Source organism: Providencia sp. PROV141 (assembly GCF_028481645.1).
GTDB lineage: Bacteria > Pseudomonadota > Gammaproteobacteria > Enterobacterales > Enterobacteriaceae > Providencia > Providencia rettgeri.
Genome location: NZ_JAMPPR010000021.1, coordinates 23,832 through 46,469 on the forward strand (window position 1 = coordinate 23,832; position 22,638 = coordinate 46,469).

Annotated in this window: 25 protein-coding genes; 17 read left to right on the top strand and 8 right to left on the bottom strand. The window is 38.8% G+C overall.

The features are described 5' to 3' along the window. The 17 genes from hpaC (at nt 1) to PSF09_RS14350 (ending at nt 14,119) form a co-directional block, all read left to right on the top strand. Nucleotides 1–519 carry a 4-hydroxyphenylacetate 3-monooxygenase, reductase component gene (gene hpaC, locus PSF09_RS14270; RefSeq protein WP_210836940.1) on the top strand — a complete coding sequence of 173 codons (519 nt, stop codon included), beginning with the start codon at nt 1–3 and terminating at the stop codon, nt 517–519. A gap of 365 nt (nt 520–884) precedes the next feature. After that, nucleotides 885–1,703: a winged helix-turn-helix domain-containing protein gene (locus PSF09_RS14275; RefSeq protein WP_210836942.1), complete on the top strand. Its 819-nt coding sequence runs from the start codon at nt 885–887 to the stop codon at nt 1,701–1,703. After that, nucleotides 1,693–2,175 carry a FidL-like protein gene (locus PSF09_RS14280; protein ID WP_210836943.1) on the top strand — a complete coding sequence of 161 codons (483 nt, stop codon included), beginning with the start codon at nt 1,693–1,695 and terminating at the stop codon, nt 2,173–2,175. Before PSF09_RS14275 ends, PSF09_RS14280 begins: the two co-directional genes overlap by 11 nt. A 400-nt stretch (nt 2,176–2,575) precedes the next feature. After that, the gene (locus tag PSF09_RS14285) at nt 2,576–3,127 is read left to right on the top strand and encodes a fimbrial protein (protein ID WP_109911932.1); all 552 of its coding nucleotides are present in this window, start codon (nt 2,576–2,578) and stop codon (nt 3,125–3,127) included. A gap of 42 nt (nt 3,128–3,169) precedes the next feature. After that, a complete protein-coding gene (locus PSF09_RS14290; RefSeq protein ID WP_272665538.1) occupies nt 3,170–3,739 on the top strand; it encodes a fimbrial protein in 570 nt (189 codons plus the stop codon). A 34-nt stretch (nt 3,740–3,773) separates the two neighbouring features. Next, nucleotides 3,774–6,263 (top strand): fimbria/pilus outer membrane usher protein, encoded by a 2,490-nt coding sequence (locus tag PSF09_RS14295; protein ID WP_272665539.1) that lies wholly within the window; start codon nt 3,774–3,776, stop codon nt 6,261–6,263. Nucleotides 6,264–6,276: 13 nt separating this feature from the next. Beyond that, complete coding sequence (locus PSF09_RS14300; protein WP_419182216.1) at nt 6,277–7,005, top strand: fimbria/pilus periplasmic chaperone; 729 nt, start codon at nt 6,277–6,279, stop codon at nt 7,003–7,005. A 28-nt stretch (nt 7,006–7,033) separates the two neighbouring features. After that, on the top strand, nt 7,034–7,384 hold the full coding sequence (locus PSF09_RS14305; protein WP_210838553.1) for a hypothetical protein: 351 nt from the start codon (nt 7,034–7,036) through the stop codon (nt 7,382–7,384). Continuing rightward, entirely contained in the window at nt 7,377–7,904 is a 528-nt protein-coding gene (locus PSF09_RS14310; protein WP_210838555.1) for a fimbrial protein, read from the top strand. Before PSF09_RS14305 ends, PSF09_RS14310 begins: the two co-directional genes overlap by 8 nt. Before the next feature lie 11 nt (nt 7,905–7,915). Further along, the gene (locus PSF09_RS14315; RefSeq protein WP_272665541.1) at nt 7,916–8,425 is read left to right on the top strand and encodes a fimbrial protein; all 510 of its coding nucleotides are present in this window, start codon (nt 7,916–7,918) and stop codon (nt 8,423–8,425) included. A gap of 15 nt (nt 8,426–8,440) precedes the next feature. Beyond that, a complete protein-coding gene (locus tag PSF09_RS14320) occupies nt 8,441–9,493 on the top strand; it encodes an adhesin (RefSeq protein ID WP_272665542.1) in 1,053 nt (350 codons plus the stop codon). Nucleotides 9,494–9,511: 18 nt separating this feature from the next. After that, on the top strand, nt 9,512–10,957 hold the full coding sequence (locus tag PSF09_RS14325) for an O-antigen ligase domain-containing protein (RefSeq protein ID WP_272684056.1): 1,446 nt from the start codon (nt 9,512–9,514) through the stop codon (nt 10,955–10,957). A 59-nt stretch (nt 10,958–11,016) separates the two neighbouring features. Next, nucleotides 11,017–11,280 (top strand): helix-turn-helix domain-containing protein, encoded by a 264-nt coding sequence (locus tag PSF09_RS14330; RefSeq protein ID WP_210838562.1) that lies wholly within the window; start codon nt 11,017–11,019, stop codon nt 11,278–11,280. A gap of 152 nt (nt 11,281–11,432) precedes the next feature. Continuing rightward, entirely contained in the window at nt 11,433–11,990 is a 558-nt protein-coding gene (locus PSF09_RS14335; protein ID WP_272684057.1) for a LemA family protein, read from the top strand. A gap of 29 nt (nt 11,991–12,019) precedes the next feature. Further along, complete coding sequence (locus PSF09_RS14340) at nt 12,020–13,063, top strand: hypothetical protein (protein WP_272684077.1); 1,044 nt, start codon at nt 12,020–12,022, stop codon at nt 13,061–13,063. A gap of 1 nt (nt 13,064) precedes the next feature. Next, nucleotides 13,065–13,592, top strand: coding sequence for a LemA family protein (locus PSF09_RS14345; protein ID WP_272684058.1), 528 nt, complete (start codon nt 13,065–13,067; stop codon nt 13,590–13,592). Between the two features lie 134 nt (nt 13,593–13,726). Further along, on the top strand, nt 13,727–14,119 hold the full coding sequence (locus tag PSF09_RS14350) for a hypothetical protein (protein WP_272684059.1): 393 nt from the start codon (nt 13,727–13,729) through the stop codon (nt 14,117–14,119). Nucleotides 14,120–14,136: 17 nt separating this feature from the next. Here the strand turns inward: PSF09_RS14350 and PSF09_RS14355 are convergent, their stop codons facing one another. The 8 genes from PSF09_RS14355 to PSF09_RS14390 form a co-directional block, all read right to left on the bottom strand. Next, on the bottom strand, nt 14,137–15,360 hold the full coding sequence (locus PSF09_RS14355; protein WP_272684060.1) for a RhtX/FptX family siderophore transporter: 1,224 nt from the start codon (nt 15,358–15,360) through the stop codon (nt 14,137–14,139). Beyond that, the gene (locus PSF09_RS14360) at nt 15,338–16,771 is read right to left on the bottom strand and encodes a PepSY-associated TM helix domain-containing protein (protein WP_272684061.1); all 1,434 of its coding nucleotides are present in this window, start codon (nt 16,769–16,771) and stop codon (nt 15,338–15,340) included. The genes PSF09_RS14355 and PSF09_RS14360 overlap by 23 nt, the downstream gene beginning before the upstream one ends. Beyond that, nucleotides 16,768–17,019: a hypothetical protein gene (locus PSF09_RS14365; RefSeq protein ID WP_272665546.1), complete on the bottom strand. Its 252-nt coding sequence runs from the start codon at nt 17,017–17,019 to the stop codon at nt 16,768–16,770. The genes PSF09_RS14360 and PSF09_RS14365 overlap by 4 nt, the downstream gene beginning before the upstream one ends. Next, the gene (locus tag PSF09_RS14370) at nt 17,019–19,157 is read right to left on the bottom strand and encodes a TonB-dependent siderophore receptor (protein ID WP_272684062.1); all 2,139 of its coding nucleotides are present in this window, start codon (nt 19,155–19,157) and stop codon (nt 17,019–17,021) included. The genes PSF09_RS14365 and PSF09_RS14370 overlap by 1 nt, the downstream gene beginning before the upstream one ends. A gap of 108 nt (nt 19,158–19,265) precedes the next feature. Continuing rightward, nucleotides 19,266–20,135 carry a helix-turn-helix transcriptional regulator gene (locus PSF09_RS14375; RefSeq protein ID WP_210838577.1) on the bottom strand — a complete coding sequence of 290 codons (870 nt, stop codon included), beginning with the start codon at nt 20,133–20,135 and terminating at the stop codon, nt 19,266–19,268. A gap of 97 nt (nt 20,136–20,232) precedes the next feature. Beyond that, nucleotides 20,233–21,414 (bottom strand): cyanate transporter, encoded by a 1,182-nt coding sequence (locus tag PSF09_RS14380; RefSeq protein WP_272684063.1) that lies wholly within the window; start codon nt 21,412–21,414, stop codon nt 20,233–20,235. Further along, nucleotides 21,411–21,878, bottom strand: a complete 468-nt coding sequence (locus PSF09_RS14385) for a nucleoside deaminase (RefSeq protein ID WP_272665549.1) — start codon at nt 21,876–21,878, stop codon at nt 21,411–21,413. The genes PSF09_RS14380 and PSF09_RS14385 overlap by 4 nt, the downstream gene beginning before the upstream one ends. Next, on the bottom strand, nt 21,878–22,564 hold the full coding sequence (locus tag PSF09_RS14390; RefSeq protein ID WP_272665550.1) for an ankyrin repeat domain-containing protein: 687 nt from the start codon (nt 22,562–22,564) through the stop codon (nt 21,878–21,880). Before PSF09_RS14390 ends, PSF09_RS14385 begins: the two co-directional genes overlap by 1 nt. Nucleotides 22,565–22,638 lie beyond the last annotated feature (74 nt).

The window sequence follows — 22,638 nt, forward strand, 5'->3', positions numbered from 1 at the left end:
ATGTCTTTAGAAAATGAACATCGCCTGCGTTTCAGAGATGCGATGGCAAGTCTTGGTGCAGCAGTCAATATCGTCACCACGGATGGGGCTGAAGGTCGCTGTGGAATTACAGCCACCGCAGTCTGTTCAGTTACAGATACGCCACCCACTTTGATGGTCTGTGTCAACCGCAACAGTGCAATGAATGCGGTTTTTCAAAAGAATGGCCGCCTGTGCGTGAACGTACTGAGCCATGACCAAGAAGAGTTAGCGTGCCATTTTGCTGGGATGAAAGGTTCCACAATGGAAGAGCGTTTTAGCTGGAATGTGTGGGAAAAAGGTCTCTTACAACAACCTCAACTAAAAGGTTCTCTTGCTAATTTAGAAGGTGAGATTACACAAGTGCAAGATATTGGTACGCACTCTGTCTACATGGTTGAAATGAAACAAATCATTGTTAACGATACTGGGCATGGTCTCGTTTACTTTAAACGTAAATTCCATCCTGTTATGCACCAAATACTTGAGCCAACCGCTTAATTGGTAAAGTATTTATATTAAATAGCCTCTTATATTTGAGGCTATTTTTTTATATCTCATCGTTTAGTCAAAATAATAGCTAGCAACAGACTTACTCCTCATAAAATGTTTCAGTCTGAAATTTTTTACGCATATAAATTATTAGTTATTTCGTATAATTTTTAAAGGATAGTGTTTTTCTGAAAAAAACAAATACTCCTTTAGCCTCCCACCTTTAAACATAACATGCGTAAACCAAAAGCCAACCATATGATTTTTAACGATTTTTAGAATTACACTAAATATGCTTAATTGACATAACATAAATAACAGGTATAAACTCAAATAATATAAATATTTTTCCTATAAATACAATCAATCTAAAAATGAACTATTTGATTAATAATCATATTAATTATGACAGTCATCAGGGGCTGTTATATACCGACGATATTAATGATGCCTTAAAGCTAACGACCACGCTAAATCGCTTGTTATTAGTCTTAGTGCAAAACAACCATGATATCGTTGACCGAGAAACAATATTACGCAGGGTTTGGGAGGAACATAACCAAGTCGTCTCTGATAATAACCTGAATAGTAGTGTGTCTGTACTACGACGCCATTTATCTTCCTTTTCTGATGAAGAAATTATCACAACAGTACCTAAAGTTGGGATTAAGTTTTCTGCTGACCTGAAAATTGAGAATGAGCGTGAGGAAATAAAGGATAATAATGACAAAGAATTGCTTACTACTGAGGTTGAACTAGGTTCTTCATCAAAAGTACCCGAAGGGACTCCCCCCCAAGCAAGCGAAAATAAAAAAAACTACATGCTGAATAACCGGTATGTTGAAATTTCACTTATTGGACTCATTATTTTTTGCTTATTATACCTATTTAAAAGTTATTTCTTTGCAAACCGAACAGAATATCCTGAAGTTGGTCGTATCGATCAATGCAGTATCCGCTACATTAATAGTTACCATAAACCCGATACAACAACCATCAGCTTTGCGACAATTCAAAATGAACTCACGAAATTAAACCTTGATTGTAAAAAGCCAGCAACTGTTTTTTATTATAATGTTGGTATCGTCGCGAATGATAAAAATTTATATGACAATTTCCTATTTTTGTCCTATTGCCCAACAGTACCGAAAGAGAGTGCAACTGTGAGCTGTGAGAATTTTTATGTCAAATAAATTATCACTAAGAATGCTTTTCTTGTCCATTATCTCTATAATTTTGGTTTTTATTAGCTTATATGTTCATCACATAATTAATACTCCTGTTATTCCCGATTGTCAGACAACTTTAAAAATAAATATCTCTGACCATCGTTCTACCTTAAAAGGATTTTACCTACTAAGTGTTATTCCTAATGAAAACAAACCTGACCAACATACGTTCATCATGAATGGAAGCATTAATGAAAATGGTAAAAACTATACTATTTCACGAAAATTTCTGATGAAACATGAATACTTAGGCGACCATTTTTTTTTACGTGTTGACAATATATTTATAGACCCAGGTGATCAGGCTCAAGGAAAAATCAATATTCGAGGAGTCCCTGAAATGAATCAACTTTATTTTTTAAAAATAAAAAAATTAACCGATACAAGTTATATTTTTGAAGAAAATTTCTCTCCACTTTTTATTTGCACTCTGTAAATTCAAAAAAAACCACAAAAGATGCATCAAATATTGATATTTTGATGCATTTTTTTATTTCTAAACATCTTCAACCTTAAAACACCTTAAAAGCACAAACATTAAACATTTCATAGCAAATTAAATTAGCATAAAAACATTAATAGACATTAAAAAAAACTAAATACCAAACTATAACTTTGAATTTAATTAAAATTAAAGAATTTTATTCCACTTTACACCTGAGAAGGATAAGATTTCCCCCGTCGAAATGACCCACGCTAAAAACGATTATGTTAAGCGTTCTGTGATTAGGACATTTGAAAATCCATTGATGGATACTGAACTTTATTCCTATGCCAGTACTTATATAAAGGCTTACTAGGGATCAAATATTTACTTATTTTTAAGGATGTAAGATATGAAATTAAATAAACTTTCTATTGCTGTTTTATTCGCTACTTCTGCTATTTCAACTTCTATCTTTGCTAGTGGTAATAGCGGTGAATTACATTTCAGCGGTCAAGTTGTTAATGCTCCATGTAATATTGAATCAGAGAGCACAAAACAAGAAGTTCCATTCGGTCAACTTTCTCGTGCATCTTTAGAAGCAGGTAATGCAGCAGAGAAAGATATCGCAATTAAATTAAAAGAATGTAATTTTGATGAGTTTAGCAAAGACACTGAAGGTAAGTGGGTTGCTGTTAAAGATATTAAAATTACCTTTGGTGGTAAAAACTATGTCGGTACTGATAAAGAATTCTTAGGGACTACTGGTACAGCTTCAAATATCGGTATTCAAATCAAAGATTTCAAATTTGATGAAGCCAAATCTGTTATGAATCAAATTCGTAATAAACAAGGTGAAAACGTTTTAGAATTTACTGCATTAGCTAAACGTGTTGATGGTACAACACCCGTTACCGAAGGTGAATTTAGTTCTATTGCTGATTTTAAAATCACATACGAGTAATTTTTTTAGGGGAGAGAATTCTCTCCCCATAAAAGGCTCATTATGAAAAAAAATACTTATCTATGGATTGCCTTATTATTTAGCTCGATTAACTCTAATGCGACTAGCTCTAACCTTGGACATATTCAAGATGGTCTTCGAGGTGAAACAGTAATGCAAGGTTATATCGTTGCGGCACCTTGTTCAATTGAAACTGATAGTCAATATCAATATATAAATTACGATTATATTTCTAACTATAGTATAGATAATATAGAAGATGAAAAATTAATGCGAAAACCTTTCTATATAAAATTAAATAACTGTATTAGTGAATATGATAGCAGTAATCATAAAGGTATTAAAATTCGTTTTTTTGCACCACAAGATACGTATTCTAATGCAATAAAACTATCAGGCCCTAAGCCTGGGATTGTTCTATATATATACGATATTAACAATAATTTATTAATACCAAATAAGCTCTATTCTATTTCTAATAACTATGTTTATTTTGATAAAAAAAGTAAAGAGAGCTTTTTAAAATATGAAACAGAATTGGGTGCAAGTAATAACGAAATTACACCTGGCGATTACTTTACCACAATTAAATTCAACGTTACTTACGATTAGTAAATAAACTCATAATTAATTTGATGAAAAAATCATGGTTAAATTTAATATTTACTCTTACATCATTGTGACTTCTTTTGTATCGTCAATCTCTTCGTTAGCCTATGCTGTCGAATTTAATACCGATATGTTAGATACGGAAGACACTCAAAATATTGACTTTAGCCAATTTTCTCAGGCTGGATTTATCATGCCTGGTATTTATCATTTAACCCTCAAAGTCAATAATGAGAGTATGGGTAGTGCGCAAGATATCACTGTGATAGCGCCACAATCCCAAAACAATAATTTATTCGATACCGTTTGTGTTCCCGTTAATATTCTTGATCGTTTAGGGCTTACTCCAGACGCAATTAAATTAATTAAATATCGTGATGAGGGTAAATGCCTTGATTTATCTCCGCTTGAAGGTGCTTCATTAAATGTAGATTTATCAACATTAACGCTATCCATTTTAATTCCACAAAGCTATTTAGAATATACCGATCCAAGTTGGGTTCCTCCTTCACGTTGGGAAGAAGGTGTAAATGGATTTTTATTAGATTACAACCTAACAGGTTCTTTAACGCGTCGGAATTCAGGTTCACGAGAATCGTACCTTTCTGCTAACGGAACAACAGGGCTTAACTTTGGTGCATGGCGTTTACGCGGTGATTACCAAGCAAACTACCGAAAATCGACAGGAAGTTTCGAAAACCAATATAGTGATGCCACATTTAGCCGATTATTTGCATATCGCTCAATAAAATCTATTGCATCTATTTTAACGTTAGGTGAGAACTACTTTTATTCTGCTATTTTTGATTCTTGGCAGTACACCGGGGTATCTCTTGAAACCGATGAAAATATGATGCCCCCTAAATTAACGGGTTATGCACCAGAGATTATTGGTATTGCTCAAACTAATGCCACGGTTATTGTCAAAAGCCATAACCGTATAGTTTTAGAAACAACCGTACCTGCTGGCCCCTTTCGTATCCAGACACTAGATAGTTCCATTCGTGGAACATTAGATGTGACTGTGCGAGAAGAAAATGGTGAAGAGCAACAATTTAGCATTACCACTGCAGCATTACCCTACTTAACGAGACCAGGGCAAATCCGCTATAAATTTGCAGCGGGTAAACCGCGTTTTAATGGCCGCCAGCTCGAAGGTGATTTAACTGCGTCGGGAGAACTCTCTTACGGGTTAAATAACTTTTGGTCTATCTATGGGGGATCCGTTTTATCAAAAAATTATCAGGCATTTTCAGCAGGCTTTGGCCGTGACCTGTTTTCATTCGGTAGCCTTTCGTTCGATGCGACTCAGTCACATGCTCAATTACTTGATAAAACATTAACTGGCCGAAGTTATCGACTTAGTTATTCAAAATCATTTGATGAAGCCAGAACTGACATTACATTCGCAGGGTATCGTTTCTCTGATGAAACCTATCGCTCTTTGCAACAAACGTTGGATGAACGACGTACGGGTAATGAAAGTCAAGCTCAAAAAGAAAGCTATCAAGTTAATATTAATAAATATTTTGATGATTTCTCATTGGGTGGAAACTATCAATATAATACTTATTGGAATAGTGAAACAGAAGAACAATACAGCTTATACCTAAGTACTCTTTTAAATTGGGCGGCTATTGGGCTCAAAAATATTAACCTGACAGCGTCTGCAACTCGTTCAAAAAGAGCAGGATATCAAGATGATGCGATCAGCTTATATTTCACTATTCCTTTAAGTCAAGGAAGTAGCATCAGCTTTTCTGAAGGTTATACCCGAAACCAAAATGGTCAACACAGCTCAACACATAATATCGGCTATAGCGGATACAGTGAGCAGCGCAATTATAACTTAAATGTCGGTTATCAAACAGGAAGCCATCAGGATGACCAAACCAGCTTTAGTGGTTATTTAAACCAAAATCTTCCTTATGCCTCTATTTCAGGAAACGCAAGTTATGTCCCGAACGAATATCACAGTGTTGGGGGATCAATTAATGGTGGGATTACCTTAATTAAAGAAGGTATTGCCATGCACCAAGCCGCTTATGGCGGTACTCGACTCGTTGTAGAAACACCTGGAGCAGCTAACGTTCCTCTGAGTGGTGGCGTTTATCAAACTAATCACTTTGGACTCGCTGTATTGCCAAATGTGAGTAGTTATCGGAAAACCAGTGCATCTATTAATACCAGTAAATTACCAAAAGATGTTGAAGCATTAGAGACTGTCACCGATGCGACTTTGACTCGTGGAGCAATCGGATATCGTCGCCTCAACGTTATTCAAGGTGAAAAAACGTTTGCTCGCTTAAAACTGGCTGATGACACTTATCCACCTTTTGGCGCTAGTGTACGTAATAGCAACAATATTGAACTCGGAATTGTTGGTGAACAAGGTATTACGTGGATTGTTGGTATCCAACCTAAAGACTTACTCAATCTCTATTGGGGAAATAAACACCAGTGTAGTGCCCGTGTGCCTGACGTGATTAATCCTCAGGAGATTTACCCAACTATTATTTGCCGTTAATAAGAGAACTAAGATGAAATTGAATTCCCCTTTTTTATTACTTACTAGCGTATTCACGCTGACTATGAGCGTAATTTCTGTTACGAATGCCGCGGTTACACTTGATCGTACTCGTATAATTTTCGATGGAAATCAGTCGTCTATTAATATTACGATCCGTAATGATAACCCTGAGCTACCTTATTTAGCCCAGTCGTGGCTGGAAAATGCGTTAGAACAAAAATTGGAAACAGGCCCTATTATTGCCACTCCGCCGATTCAGCGCATGGAGCCCAAATCAACTAGCCTAGTTCGCCTAAGCACCGCACCTGACATTACAAAGTTACCGCAAGACAGGGAATCCCTGTTTTATTACAACCTGCGTGAAATCCCGCCTAAATCATCAGAAGCGGGTGTGTTGCAAATTGCATTACAGAGCCGTGTAAAACTATTTTATCGCCCTGAAAACATTGTTGCACAAAGCAAAACAGATTGGACGAAACATATAACATTAACAACAACATCATCGGGCTATACATTAAATAATCCAACACCATTTTATTTAACTGTAATTGGTTTAGGGAACAGCCAAAAACAATCTGAAGAAAGTGATTTTGACGCGGTTATGGTACCACCAAAATCTAATCAACCGATTAAATCCTCCAAATTTTCAACACCTTATCTTACATATATCAATGATTATGGTGGAAAGCCTTCACTTGCTTTCAAATGCCAAGCTTCAAAGTGCAGTGTGACGGAATAATGAGTAAAAAATAGATAGGAGCAGAACAATGAAATTGAATTACCTAGCACTATGGGCTTTTGCTATACCTATTTTTGCTGAATCTGCTGTGCCTGTGACAACAGGCACAATATATGTCAATGCGCGTATTGTTACTGCTCCTTGTCTACCTAATATCTCATTAAAATTAAATGAAAGTACTTTAATTGCAGCAACCTATAGCGTGGAAATGCATTTTTCTCATTGTAGCAAGTCAATACAAAAGCAAGCTTGGGTACCGTTTACACTGAAATTAGGCAATAACCAATATGTGCTAACACAACCACTACGCAATAACACCATTTTATTCTCTATTCCTGCTAGTAATAAGATGCAACGTGTGGAGATAAATTATGACTAGATACTCAACATTATTATTTAGCTTTTTATTCCTAACATGGAATACCAGCTTTGCCAATAGCCTAACCGTTTACTTTGAGGGTGTGCTAGTGCCGCTTGGCTGTCGACTGAGTGATGATGATACACAAAAAAAAATATATCTTTCTGGGCTACGCTTTTCTTCAATCGAAACATTAGGACGTTCAGATATGCAGCCATTTAAATTGGATATCATGGACTGTTCTGCAATGGCTTTGAATAAAACGATCAAAATAACGTTAAACACCCAAAATATTGAAACACATAATGGTATTAATTATTTAAAAACCACAGGTGAATCTAATGTTTTATTAGCTCTGACTGATAGTCGTGGTAAAGAACTGGCGCTTAATACAACAATTGATGTCAGCACAGTTACTGAATCAGGTAAAGGATCCGTTAATACACTTTTATTTGGTGTTTATGCTCAAAAACCCTTTAGTACTCGTTTAAAAACAGGGGGGTTTTCCTCAACTGTTACTTTTAATCTTGATTATCAATAAGGAGAATTGAAATGAAATTCATTTGTTTTTCATTCCCTTTAATTAGCTTATTAGTTTCCTTAGGTACTCAAGCGGATGTACTAATTTCTCTTTCTGCTAAATTGGTTCGACCGCCATGTGTACTTACTGCAGAAAATGGTGAAAAAGAATTAGTCATTAATTTTCGAGAGGTAGCGCTAGATAGACTAACTGAAGAAAAGCAGTCCTTTGGTATTCTCATTAAACAATGTGAACTTCGAAAAAATTTACAAGTTTACCTATCACCTAGAGAAGGAAGCACTCTGATAATAAACAATGAAACCGTGCTTGCGACCTCTATTAATGGATTGGGAATTCGTTTTTCAGAAGAAAATAAAAGTAATGCGCTCAACCTTAATAAATGGGAAAGGATTGCTCCATCCGTAAGTGGTGATACAGGGAAAGTTGTTATCCAATCACAATTAGTCACTAATCAAGCTATTGAAAATCTCACTGCAGGGCCGTTTAGTGCCGCTTTATCAGTGATGGTTGATTATCTGTAATATTGGGAAGTCTTTATGAAAAATATAAAAATATATTCACCATTACTTTTGTTACTCCTCTTAGTTAGCTTAAATTCCTATAGTGCGACCCGCTATTCAGGAAGTGGTGGTGGTTATAAAATGAGCTTAGTATCTAACAACTCCGTTGTTTCTAACACCCCAGCAATTGGAAGTGATAACAATAAATATTTTTTAATCGCTCCAGCAAATAGCTCCGGTATTGTTATTAATGAAAGCACATCTCAGCCTTATGGCTCTGTATATTGTACTGTGAACTTCTTACAAGGTAATTATTCCGCTGGTCTTTCTTGGAGCTACGCCTATCACCGTGTCTTTGCTTATATGCCAGAGGCAGGCTTTACTATTGGTGGGCTGACCGCATATAAAATAAACAACAATACATTTTTTACTCTTTATTCTGAGAATGGAATAACCAGTGGCTGGCGAAATATTTCAGGGAGAGGATGTTCTAATGAAGAAATGGGGCCATTAGCAACATCATTTTTTACTGTCCATTTTCCTTTTACCGTTAGAGTTTATGTCAAAGATATTCCTGTTGATGGAAAAATTGTTATTCCAAATGCAATGATCGCAGGTTATACACGATTATTCCAAGACTATGGAACACCAGATATTTATGTACCTATTGATAAAGCCACCGTTAAATTAGACCTCACAACATCGGTTATCAATTATCCATCAAATTGCCGTTCTAGTATTGATAATTTAAATATTGATCACAAAACATTGGATGCTTATGAATTTAATAGTAAAGAAACTCGTACTGTTACCTATACATGCGATAGAGTGCAGCCAGTTAAAGTAAAATTAACTTTAGACTATGCCACAGACAGCGATCCACAAAAAAGACTCCCTTTAAAATCAGGAAATAATACTATTTATTCTGAGCTTACAATTTATGATGAACAAAATAATCAAAGTGGAAAAACATTTGAAACAACAATTGATAAAGTAAAAAACATTATGATTGAAAGTAAAGTTTCTGGTTATGACGCCGAACCAGGAGACTACAAAGGTAATGCTTGGTTAATCGCCACATTTATTTAATTTAGCGGTAATTGTACTATGATAATAATATCCCGCGCACTATTTATTGGTATCTTTATTGTTTGGCACCTTGCTAGTCTTATTTATATCGATAGCCTAGGAAGCCTAAGACAATCATTACCACAAAACATTATTAGTTGGTTATCTATTTCCTTGACAATATCTATTATTGCATTTACTGTTTTCTATCGGAAAATTAAAATAATCATTACATTACCTGCTATTTGCTACTGTTTCTCTTTAGCCATTCTAATGATGGGGTTAATATCTTATCAGGGAGAAAATAATAGCATTGATTTTTGGTATTGTTCTGGTATTACTGTTGGCGTATTACTCTATATTGCAGGGTTACAAGTGAGAAAAAAATGGTTAATACAATCATTTTGTATTTACTGTTATATCACTATTAGTGTAGCTCAAGCCTTTATCACTGCATATCAATATATATTTGAAGCCGATATTTTTTATCTTGCCTCTGGTATGAGGTCAAATGGATTATCACAACAAGTCAATATATTATCAGTTAACATGGCGGCTGCATGCTTATTATCTCTAATGACTCTTGTATTATCACAATTTTCGTTATTATCTGAACGCTATGAAAAAATTAGGGTTGTATTACTTGGAACTTGTATTTTATTTTTCACATTAACTTTAGTTGTTCTGCAGTCTGTTATTGCTTGGCTAAGCTTTACTGTTTGTGCATTTATTTTTATTTGCCTTTTTTACAAGAAAAACCCTCTACGTGTTAGCTCTAGCTATTTTATTATTGCTGTAGCAATTTTCATTGGAATTTATCTAATAAGGCTATGCCCTCAGTACATTGCAACTGACATTATGAACCAATTCCATTTAAAACAAATGTTGCGTTTTTCTATTACTTTATTCTTAGAGAAACCTTATGATGCATGGGAGCAGTCTTTTTTATTTGAAAATAGTTATGAAAGAACAGCAATTCCTTTTTTCAGCCCTAAAATGTATATTGTTCCTCATCCACATAATGAAATATTACTCTGGCTGATGACTGGAGGTTTCACTAATTTGATATTTTTATCTTTATTATTAACCGGAGGTATCTATGTCGTATTTCAATCTTTTATAAAATATAAAATTAACGGAAATGGTTACCCATTGGCAATCATTCTATCAATAACCCCTATTATTATACATAATCATGTTGAATACCCTTTTTTACTTTCCGTATTACATTGGGGGATCGTCATATTATTTCTATCATTCTCAGATGCCGCTTTCGCATTAGAAGAACAATCCCTATTTTATATTAATAAGCAACTCTCTTATTTATTCAGCTTTATTATATTTATTATTGGATTGGGCGTTTTTATTATTGGTTTATTTCTATTTAATGGAGAAAAATCTTTTTATGCACAGGGTAGTTATCATAACGAAAGCATAGCAATTCGAGTATCGAGTTCAATTAGCTTAGAAAAAAATAACGTATAAAAAAACATAAATAAACCTTATTTTCACTCAAGTAGTGTTATATTAATCAGGACAGTATTATGAGAATATATCAAACTGAAATTTCAAACACCTATATAGGACTACAACTTCGTAAGCGCCGCTTACAAATGGGCTGGACAGCACACACTTTAGGGAAAAAGTCGGGATTAAGCCAACAGCAAATTTCCCGTTATGAACGCGGTACGCAGAATTTTACGATTCATCGACTATGTATATTTGCTAATGTACTGCAGTGTGACCTAGATTATTTTCTTGAACAAAATATCTATGAGAACCATGCCCTTGTCGATATAAACCTTTAAGCACTGTTTAAGCAGTAAAATCTGATTTTGTCATAAAGCAAGATCAGATTTTCTTTATTCTAACCTCACTTTCATTCTTTTCTGATTGCATAAGCGATAAGGCTCTTATATTTTTAACTCAAATCACTGATCACGGGTTAAAAGGTACCAATATGACCATCACACTTATCGTTGTATTTGTTTTACTCTTATTGGCCATAGGTTGGGGGATCTCTATCTATAACCGCCTGATCAATACCCGTAATCAAGTCAGCAATCAATTTGCCAATATTGATGTTATTTTAAAGCAAAGAGCAGAGCAGATTCCGCAGCTAGTCACTATTACAGAAAAAGCGATGGAACATGAAAAAACGTTATTTACCTCATTAAGTGATGCGCGCCAACGCTATTTCAATGCCCAAAATATGAATGAAAAAATTGCGGCATCGAATGAAATGAACCGCGCACTGGTTAACCTTGTAGCCATTGCAGAAAATTATCCTACCCTCATTTCTGGTGAGCAATTTACCCAATTACAAATCGCTTTAAGTGACGTTGAAAATAAAATAGCCCAACGACGCGAAGGCTTTAACGATGCAACAACCGAATACAATACCGCCATACAAATGTTCCCTGATAGCCTAATTGCCAATGCCTTTCGTTTTTCAGCACTGCCATTACTTGATATTTCTGAAGATGAAAAAAAATATCAAGGCGTCCAGTTTAAATAATGTCAGCCTAAAGGTATTAATGCGTGAATATGTATTTTTTACTCGGAGCCGCCATTGGTGCTTTCATTTTATTTATCGATAACAAGTTCTCGGTAAATAAAAAAGTAAACTGGGGGATCATTCCTTTTATCAGTGTTGCTTGTGGCATGTGGGACTCACTGTCCCCTTCTACCCGAGATTATGTCAGTATCATTTATTATGTCGTTGTACTGGTCATCACCTTTTTTATTACTCGTAGTGTCGTCAATTCTAGCAAAGTAGCCTATCAACGTTACCAGCGCTTACAAAATGAAGGCTCATCAAAGTTTAGTGCGTTTCTTAGAGTCCTTGTGGGAATGCTGATCGCCACTTGCCTATTTGCTGGGTTCTTTATCGACATGCGCGTATTTTTTATCGCATTTGTCTTAGCCTTCGTATTTAAAGCAATTGAAAATACACCAACCAAGCGCTTCTTAAAATTCCAGAAAAACTTAGCCACCTCTAAAATACGCTCAATGGCGATGGGACTTGTGGAAGTTGAAGGGAAAATCACGGCGGGCACGTCCATTAAAAGCCAGCTAGGTAATAAAACCTGCTATGGCTCCTTTTATTTTGAATATTCCATATCAAAAGATAAAGACGGTAAAAAAAGCTATACCTTACAAAGTAGTAAGTGCAACATGCACAGCTTTACCCTAACGGATGATACGGGCTCTGTTAAGGTAGAATGTGACCCTGATTATTTCGTTTACCCGGGCTTAGAGCCGCATATGGATGTTGAAAGCGGTAATCGCCGTTACACAGAGTATTTACTTGAAGCAAACCGCAGTTATTTATTAATTGGTACAGCAGACGCTAACGAAAAAGGCGAACCGATTATTATACGTAAAGCACCTCATATGTTATTAGGCATCTCCCCCTCGGACTATGTCGTTCGTTGGAACAAAACGGGTCCATTACGTCGAAACTTAGCCATTACCGCCATGATTGCACTTCTACTGATTGGTGTCATTTTAGTGACCCCAATGGATTACCAAAATGGCCAGCTAAATATGCATTTCGACCAGATCGCATTATTTGATGGCGATGAATAACATGGAAAAACTTATTTTTTTCATCATCATCGCTGTTATTAGCTATATTTTTATACGCTATCTTATTAATATTTATAATAATATTGTATTTTTAAAAAACAATTGCCATAAAGCGTTTGCTAATATTGATGTATTGCTAAAGAAGCAAGTTGAATTAGTGCCAGTATTAACTCACGTTGCAGATAAAGCGATGGCACATGAAAAGCAGCTATTTAGTGAATTGATTGCCAGCCGCCAGCGTTATTTATCCAGCAGCGCAATCGAAACCAAAGTCGATATTGCGAATCAACTGCCAGCGAAAATAAAGCCACTGATCGCGGTTGCAGAAAACTACCCAACACTAATTAGTAAAGCAGTCCTATTGGAATTACAAACCCAAGTAAAACATATTGAAGACCAAATTGCAGACCGACGTGAGTTTTTCAACCAAACCGTCACTCTCTACAATACGGATATTCATGTTTTCCCTAATCTGATTTTTGCCCGATTATTTCGTTTTAAAGATATCCCCCTACTCTACTCTAAATAATTTGAGTTGCAGGTAGGCGACAAAGGAAGATAGGCCGATGAGCATACACGAGTATGTGATTCGGCTAGCTGAGTGTAGTCAACACCCTTGCAACTTGAAGTATGGCGAGTATATAGCAAACAGGAGCGTTTATAATGATAAGTATCCCTTTCTCTTGGTTTGGTTTCACGAATTGGCTCATTGAACAAGAGGCAGGGCTTATCATTATGTTTGCGACATTCGGTACACTACTTTTAACTGTTGCCGTCCTGATCATCCTCAATATATTCGGCTTAAAAAAGTACTCGCTCTATATTGCAGGTGCTTTATTTTGTTCTGTTTTCATTAGTATGATGGTCATGATACCACTGTTGCTCCTTTTCAGTATCGAGAACTCAATTAAGTTACAGCTTGTTTGGCTGGTGATCGTTGCCAGTTGCTTAATTTCATTTTTAAGCAACCGACACTATTTAGATATCTACTTCAATTCCATTGCAAAGAAAGTGAATAAAGAAGTCAAAAAACAAAATAAGAAACGTAAAAAGTAGTACCGGATCTATTTATCTTAAACTCGCTCTGTTTCTAATCGCTGCATATAGCGGTAATGTGAAAATGTCACTAACAGCGCAATAAAGGCAATTAATGCCCCTAATATAAACCCACCGGAATAGCCTACCACTGCGGTTAAACCGACAAGCATCATCGAACTGGCTAATTCACCAATATCACGGGTACTTTGTACTGCAGTCATATCCGTTCCTGCTTGCTGATAGCGCGATGCAAATTGCATCCCAGCCGTCATTATTGCAACTGATGTGATCCCCGCAGATAACGAACCAAATGTAATACACAGTGCAACTAAAGAAATAGAAACACCATTAACAGATTGCAACAGCCATAACAACGAAGATAACAAAGCAAATAACAGACCAAATGAGAAAGCGCGCCACACACCGATTTTACCGATTAACCACGCTCCACCACCACAGCCCAGTACTAATGTGACCACCCCCCCTGCCATGCCCATTTTACCAATTTGCGCTAATGACCACCCCGCATCATTTAGGAATAGTTTGGCTAAACCAAAACCGGAAACAGCCGTCACCGCAGAAAGCAAAGTTAATAACAATAAACGCGGAGCACCACGGCGTTTTACGGTTTTTAATAGGCTCGCTTTCTCGTTCATTTCCTGTGTTATTGATGGCGTTTTTAATGGACACACACTAATAAACAATAAACTGAGTAACGGCACGCAGGCTAAAACGCCCAAAGCAAAATGTTGGCCTAAACTTTCACTCATGATCATCAACCCTGCGCCACCAATAAAAAAGCCCGCCATCACCCCTGCTATCTGTACTGCATTGATCTTTGATAACATTGTGCCACTGACCTGCTCCGCAGCCATACCATCTGTTGCAATATCTTGGGTAGCACTAGCAAGGGAAGCAGCAAACAACAATGCAATGCAGGGTAAAGCATTCTCAACCGATAACCCGATGGTGCTTAGTGCGAACATCGTTATCGTGACAATAATTTGCATTGGAATAATCCAACTTTTACGGCGACCTAAACGGTTCCCCCAATGGTTATCAACAAACGAAGCCCATAAAAATTTCACCACCCATGGCAAACCAACTAATGGCAAAAATGCTAACGCTTTCAGTTCGCCTCCGTCATGGCGTAAAAAAGTAGGCAACGCATCCATTGCTATCCCCATCGGTATCCCTTGCGCAAGATAAAGTAACCCCAACGTCACCACTAACTGTTTATTTTGTAATAGATCTTTCATACTCACTCCGCGCACGTTTTGCTGTGCCTGACAATTTTCGACAACCGAATAAAATACATAAAAGCCCTATTCCGCCACATAACAAAACGAGATTGATACGAGAAAAAGGCAACGAACTAAACAAATAGGAGGCTATAAATACGGATAGCAACAAAACAGCAGAGAATAAAAGGCATACCTGCAAGCTCAACTGTGCATTTTTGCAGAGTAAACTCGCTATACAGGCTATCCCCCAGCCCAAAAAAAAGTGTATTGGTAGCAAAGCAGTGAACCATGGCACTGCCGCTAATAGTGCACATGCGGACAACAGCAATCCACCACAACTGCCCACAATGAACCTTGCCGCTAGGCTATGATTTCTTTTCCAACACCACATAGCTAGGCCAACAGAAACCAATATCAGCCCACTCACCCCTGCAGTAAAATGCAGATAACTCAATGTATTACTTATTTTAGGTAACCATTGATATTGCCCATAATGCAAAGGTTGGATGGCGATAAAAGCACGTGTCCAAATACCTTGCTGTGCAGAATCCCGCACTGCAACTAACTGGCGCTTTTTACTATCAAATTGATATTGTTCGAAGTTAGAGGTAGATAACTGTCCATTACGCATACCGCCAATCACCCACGTATCACCTTGCTTGAACAAGGTTTGAGGTATAAAGCTAGGGACTGTTTGCTGTAATGCACTGATTGCCGCAGTAATCGAGCTTTCAGCCACGAGAACTGGTGTTTTCAGTGGCTTAAACTCGCCCATCAAGGTTTTCATGATAATTTGTGGATTATCTGGTGCAGCCCTTTCACCAAGAGAAACCGTTCCTAGCGCCCCTAGTCCTGATAATGCTCCAGTAAACGCAAATAAAACCAGCCACGGATAACACCATAGGCCAAGCCAGCTATGTAAATCATGGAGAAACACTCTCAAGTGTGTAACGCGCGGCAAGCGCACCATTGTGGATATTCTGCGGCGTTGTATCACTAGCCCTGTGATTAACAAAACGGCGAATGCAAAACCAAATAAACTGATAAAAACTCGCCCAGGAAAATCCATAAATAAGTTTTTATGTAATGTTACTAGCCACATTGTCGGGCTGTTTAAGGCAACCAATTCACCGTTAATCGCGCTATAGCTTAATTCACATCTTCCCATACCTTGGCAAAAAGTGATCTCAGGATTATGCGGCTCAGGCAGTTGGATCATGGTTGCACTTGGCTGTAACGCAAGGAGCTGTTCGAGTGGTAATAACTCACCTGAGAGTGGCACATTGTTCCACCATAACCGCAATGCATCACTACCTAAGCTCCAACACCCCGTGAATAGGATCACAAACAGAAAAACGCCAAATAGCGCCCCCGCACTGCGATGTAATTGGTCTAAACGACGAGTGAGAGGCGGTTTATGCTTCATACCCACCCCGCCATCATTAAAAAAAGCGGCAATAGCCACCAGCTATAGCTACGTACTAATAATTTTCGCCAATTTAGTGCACTGAAGTTATAAACCAATAATCCCATCGTGGTGATAACGCTTAGAAATATGGCTCCATATAAGCGTTCGAGCGGATCTACTGATGGATAAAAACGTGCTATCAACATCGATAGCACGATCCCACCGATCAACGTGCCAATAACTGCTAGGCAACTCACTAATTTCATTAGAAATCAGCCTTCAATGTAAACATTACATTACGTGGATCACCATAGCGGTTATTCCATTGTGGAGAGAAGAGTCCTGAGTAATAACGACGGTCGAACAAGTTATTAACATTAACCGCTGCCGTCCATGTTTCATCGATTTGGTAGCCTAAACGTGCGTTAAAAATCGCATAACCGCCTTGGCGTAAAGTCACATTACCGTTACTTGTACTGTATGCACTTTGAGCTTGCATACCACCACCCAAGCTCCATTTGCGCTCATTCCAAGGCAAGTCATAGTTCGACCAAACTCGCAACATATGTCGCGGGGTCAATGTGTTATAGGACTCGCCTTTGTTCTGGCTGTCATCACGATATTTGGTATCCGTATAGGTGTAACCCACTGATACATCCCAGAAAGGTGTTAGATAGCCAATCCCTTCCAATTCAAATCCTTGACTACGTACTTTCCCACCGCTGATAAAGTAATTATTAAACCCGCCGGTCGGGTGTGCAGGGTCAATTTGTGGGTTATTTTTAATATCAATTTGGTAAATAGCACCTGATAGATTTAATCCGCCATTGAATAGTGCGCCTTTGACACCCGTTTCAAGCGTTTTCCCTTCAACAGGTTTGAGCATTTTTCCGCTCCACGTTTTCCCTGTTTGTGGCTGATAAACTGTTGAATAGCTGCTATACCATGACCATTGCGGCGTAAAATCCCAAATCACACCACCGTAGGGAGTAAGGCGGCCATTTTCAGTGAAGTTTGCTGTTGGTGTTTTCACATCCCACCAGCTATCACGCACCCCCGCAATAACAGTAACAGGTTCGATCACTTTGATACGTCCCATCCCGTATAGACCCTTTTGTGTCGTTTTGGTTGGCCCTGCGGAGCTATAAGCGCCAACATTAGGTTTTGGTACACTGTGAGGGTCCCAACGATACACATTCACTGGCACATTTAAGGCGGGGTCTAAATCTGCGCTATATTGCTTTTCACTAGCATGAGAATAACTTGCACCGACAACCACATCATGGGTTAACCCCCATGCGTCTACTTTACCGTTTAAACTGGTATCTAAGCTGGTTTGTTCGTTACGGAATTTATACGCTCCCCCCATTAACATTGCGCCATCACCAGTTACAGGGTCGATATTTCCCCATGCTCCTGCGTACAATAATCGGGCATTTACATGTTGATACTCTGCGTTAAGCTTATATTGCCAATCATCATTGATTTTATGTTCAATACCCGCAAATGAACGGGAGGTGTCCCACTTGAAGCGGTCCCAATCCACATCTAAATAGGTTTTACGCGGTAGATGTAAATCACTGCCATCTTTACCGAAAGGAACACCCGCCATATTGGTAACAGAATCAATCGTTTGGAATTGTGCCCCCATACGCAGTAAAGTATCTGGGGTAATATCGATGTCAACAGTACCGTACATCAACCGTGTTTGTTGGTCAGAAACATCATAAAAATAGTCTTTATCTTCCCATGCCATGACAAACCGCCCACGCACTGAACCTGATTGATTCAGTAATCCCCCAACGTCCACCTCTCCACGATAACGATTCCAACTTCCCGCACTTAAACTGAACTTGGCCATATTTTCTTTTGGCGCATGTTTTCTTACCATATTGACAGTTGCGGCGGGGTTTCCCATACCATGTAAAAGGCCGTTCGACCCACGAAGAATTTCAACCCGCTCATATACCGCCATATCTTGAGGAGAACTAGCCATGTTTCCTAATAGCGCTGGCACACCATCAATTTCAAATGAGTCAATCTGGAAGCCACGCACATAATAAGCCGTTGTTAACTTCACATAGGGCGCACTGGTTACCCCTGTTGCACGTTGCATTACATCATCAAGCGTTTGTAGGTTTTGTTTTTCAATTTGCTCTCTATCAATCACGCTAACAGATTGCGCCACTTCCCGTGGTTTAAGAGCCATTTTGCCAAGTGTTGTCACCCCCGGTGCAACATAGTCATCATCAGTCTCTGAGGATGCGGTCACTTGTATAACATCCTGTTTCGGTTGCATAGGTGCTGCATTCACCATCGCAGACCAACTCACTGTTGCACACAAAAGGGCACAAGGTGTTAAGCGGAATTTTCCGCGTGACTTAATGTTATAAACGGACAGCATTTCCCACCCTAAAAAAGTTAAATGATAATTGTTATCAATTTAACAATTAATGTGATGGGATACTTTCGACCGCCGGAATTTGTCTATCGTTATCCGGCGTACACACTGTTATTTTTTGAGTTGATTAGGTGAAATACCAAAGCGTTTGCGAAATGCAACGGAGAAATGAGCGGGGGTATAGCCGACTTGGTAAGCCACTGTTGAGATATTTGCATCATTCATACTCAATAGTTGGAAAGCTGTTTCCAAGCGGGTCTCCTGCAACCAGCCATAAATACTATTGCCAAATAATTGGCGAAAGCCTTGCGTGAGTTTACGGGTATTGACCCCTAACCGTTTAGCTAATTCATCTAAACTGGGTGGAGATTCCATTTCCTGAATCAATATAGTTTTTGCCATATGCAAGATATCAATATCTCTCTGGCGCAATACGCTAATAACAGGCGTATTTGTATGAGATAGCGAATGATGTAAGCATAGTGCCGTAATTTCAGACACTTTAGCGCTCAAATAGAGTTGGCGTAATGACGAATGAGTCGGGCAAGCAAATAACTGATGAGTGATCGCCAGTACACTCGGTGGAATAACCAACTGTAATAGCTTTGGGGAACGAGGATGATAGCAAGTATCTGGTAAACTTAATTGTTGCATTTCCAACCATTCAGGAGAAATATCTATCATGGTGTATTTCATGGTTTGCTGACCATAAAATTGATTATTCAATAGATAATTTTGCGGACTGCTCGATAAAATCAAAGAAGGTGAATTGACCTCAACATTTTGTCCCGCACTACTACGGCAACCCATTGCCCCTTGATGGATAGCCACAATTTTGAGCCCAGCGGCTTGTTCTTCTTCAATACCTAAATCACGGTTAATCAGAAACTCACCGCGGCGGATCCGGATAAATTCACCAACAGATTGTTCTTCACGGGCTGAATGTGCTTGTGTGAATTTATCTTCAATACGCTGCTGCATAGGGCTCTTACCTAGACGAATAAATAAACAGTTATAGTGGCAAAAAAACACAAAGATAACAATAATTATCATTCGCAATAAACAAAGAGGAGATTAATTATCTTAAATTGAAGATTTGACTATAGCTTTTAGGGTTCAAACGCAAATAAAGAATCAATGTTACTAATACAAAGACCACATGCATTGCCCATACCCATGTAAAACCCTGACTGACTTGATGCAACCAAGCCGCCGCTAATGGCCCAAATGCCGCAATAATAAAGCCACCAGCCTGCATTAACGAAGTCAATGCGCCTGCGCTGACGGGATGAGGCAGATGATCTAAAGCGGTAATAATACTAAGTGCAAAGCAGCCGCCTAACCCCATACCTAATAGTGCCACCCACAAAAGTGGCACATCGCTAGCAAACAGCATCAGACCAGAAAAACCAAGTGCTTGGCAACTGAGCGTAATAATCAGCCAAAAGCGACGATCAATATTATGCGAAGCAAATACAGGGATCATTAGCGCAGATAACGCCTGAAACACCGTTAATATGGCAACAAACGTGCCACTTTGTGCAGCACTCATTCCCTGCTCTTGGAAAAAAGGTGCCAACCAAGTCACTACGGTACCATAACCCGCATTAATCAGCCCAAAACCTGCCATCAACAACCATGCTCTCGGCTTTCGTAAGAACGTCAATACTGAGATCGATTCCACTTTTGAACTCCGCTCTGTATGTACATTCGCCCAAATAGCCAACAACGCGAGCAAAGCTGGGAAGGCAAGCCATGCTAAAGCACTCTGCCAGTGGCCTGTTATTTTCTCAACCAAAGGCGTTAGCTGTGCACCAATTGCTCCCCCCGCCATTAACGTGGCTGAATACAAACCTGTCATCATCGCCATTTTTTGGGGGAAATTCGCTTTAATGAGCCCAGGAAATACCGACTGAATATAAGCCGCACCCACACCGCATAAAAAAGCGGTTAATAATAAAGCCGCACCATCAACAACAAAGTAACGAGCAAGTGAACCGACTAGCAGTAATAGCATTGCAGTACTGAGCCCCGCACGTTCGCCTATACGTTGGTTTAACATCGGCACAACCAATGCCCCAACCCCCATCAACAACATGGGTAACAACGTTAAAAGCGAAATGCTTTGATAACTCATCCCTGTCGTTTGAATGATATTGTCGATAACGGGCCCTGGGCCCGTCATAAAGGGCCGTAAATTCAACCCGACTAAGACAATGGTTAGTATCAACGCCAACGAAGATGGGGCTGTTTTACTCATTTAGATTGTCGTTCCCACCACTGTTGGTACAGGGTACTGCGCGTTTCATCATTAGGCTTTAATTGTTCAAACCGTAAACCTGATTGTTGTTCAGGAGCAACTCTCAGCACTTTGGCAATGGCATCCGTAGAAAGCCCAAAAGGTGCGGCATCATCGTTTGAATAGGCGTAAACGACCCGAGAGATACCCGCCATTCGCATGGCAGCAAGGCACATAGGACAAGGCTGCCCACTCGCATAAACCACACAGTCATCTAATTTCACACGGCTTAATTTTTGCCCAGCCTGACGCAGCGCCATCAGCTCCGCATGGGCAGTTGGGTCATTGAGCTCAAGCATCTGGTTGACGCCATTTGCAACGACTTGCCCATCACAGACAACAATTGCGCCAAAAGGTCGTCCGCCAGCTTGCACGTTTTCCATTGCTAAGTTGATAGCTTGTTGCAAAAATTGCGTATCCGACATTATTTCGCTCCTGAATTCTCAAGAATTTCAATCAAATTACGGTAACCTTTACTTTTTGCCAACGTCAACGGTGATATCCCCGAGCCATCAGCTAAATTGACATTTGCGCCGCCCTTAATTAATTCAGTGACAATTTGTGCGTACTTATCGCTACCATCACCCAAAATAATCGCTTCAATCAGTGCAGTCCAACCCAACCGATTAACGTGATTCACATCAACCCCCGCATCAATCAAGGTTTTGACCGTCGTTACGTGTCCGCGTTCTGCTGCAGGGATCAACGCAGTTCCCCCGTAGCGATTAGTGCTTTTCAAGTCAGCGCCATGTTGTAGGGTTAATACGAGTATCTCTTGTAAACCACGCGCTCCTGCGTACAAATAAGGGGAATCTTGCATATTATCGCGTGCATTAACATCTGCGCCTTGCTCTATCAAAAAACGGGCAACTTCAATATGGTTTTCATGGGTTGCCGCCATCAACGCAGTACGTTGGCGTAAATCGCGCTGTTCAATATTCGCACCTTGCTCAACCAAGGATTTAACGCCTTGTAGATTCCCTTGCTCAGCCAATGGCACCAAAGAATCAAGTTGTGGATTCGCCATACCTTTCACCATAAATGCCAACGAAATCATAAGAATGCTAACTAAGTGAACCAACCATTTCGCACGTAAAAAGAATGTTTTCATGATTAATCTCCCCGATGACTCTTTAATCTACTGAAAAAGTATGCTATTTAAAAATTAAATAACTAAATGGTAGG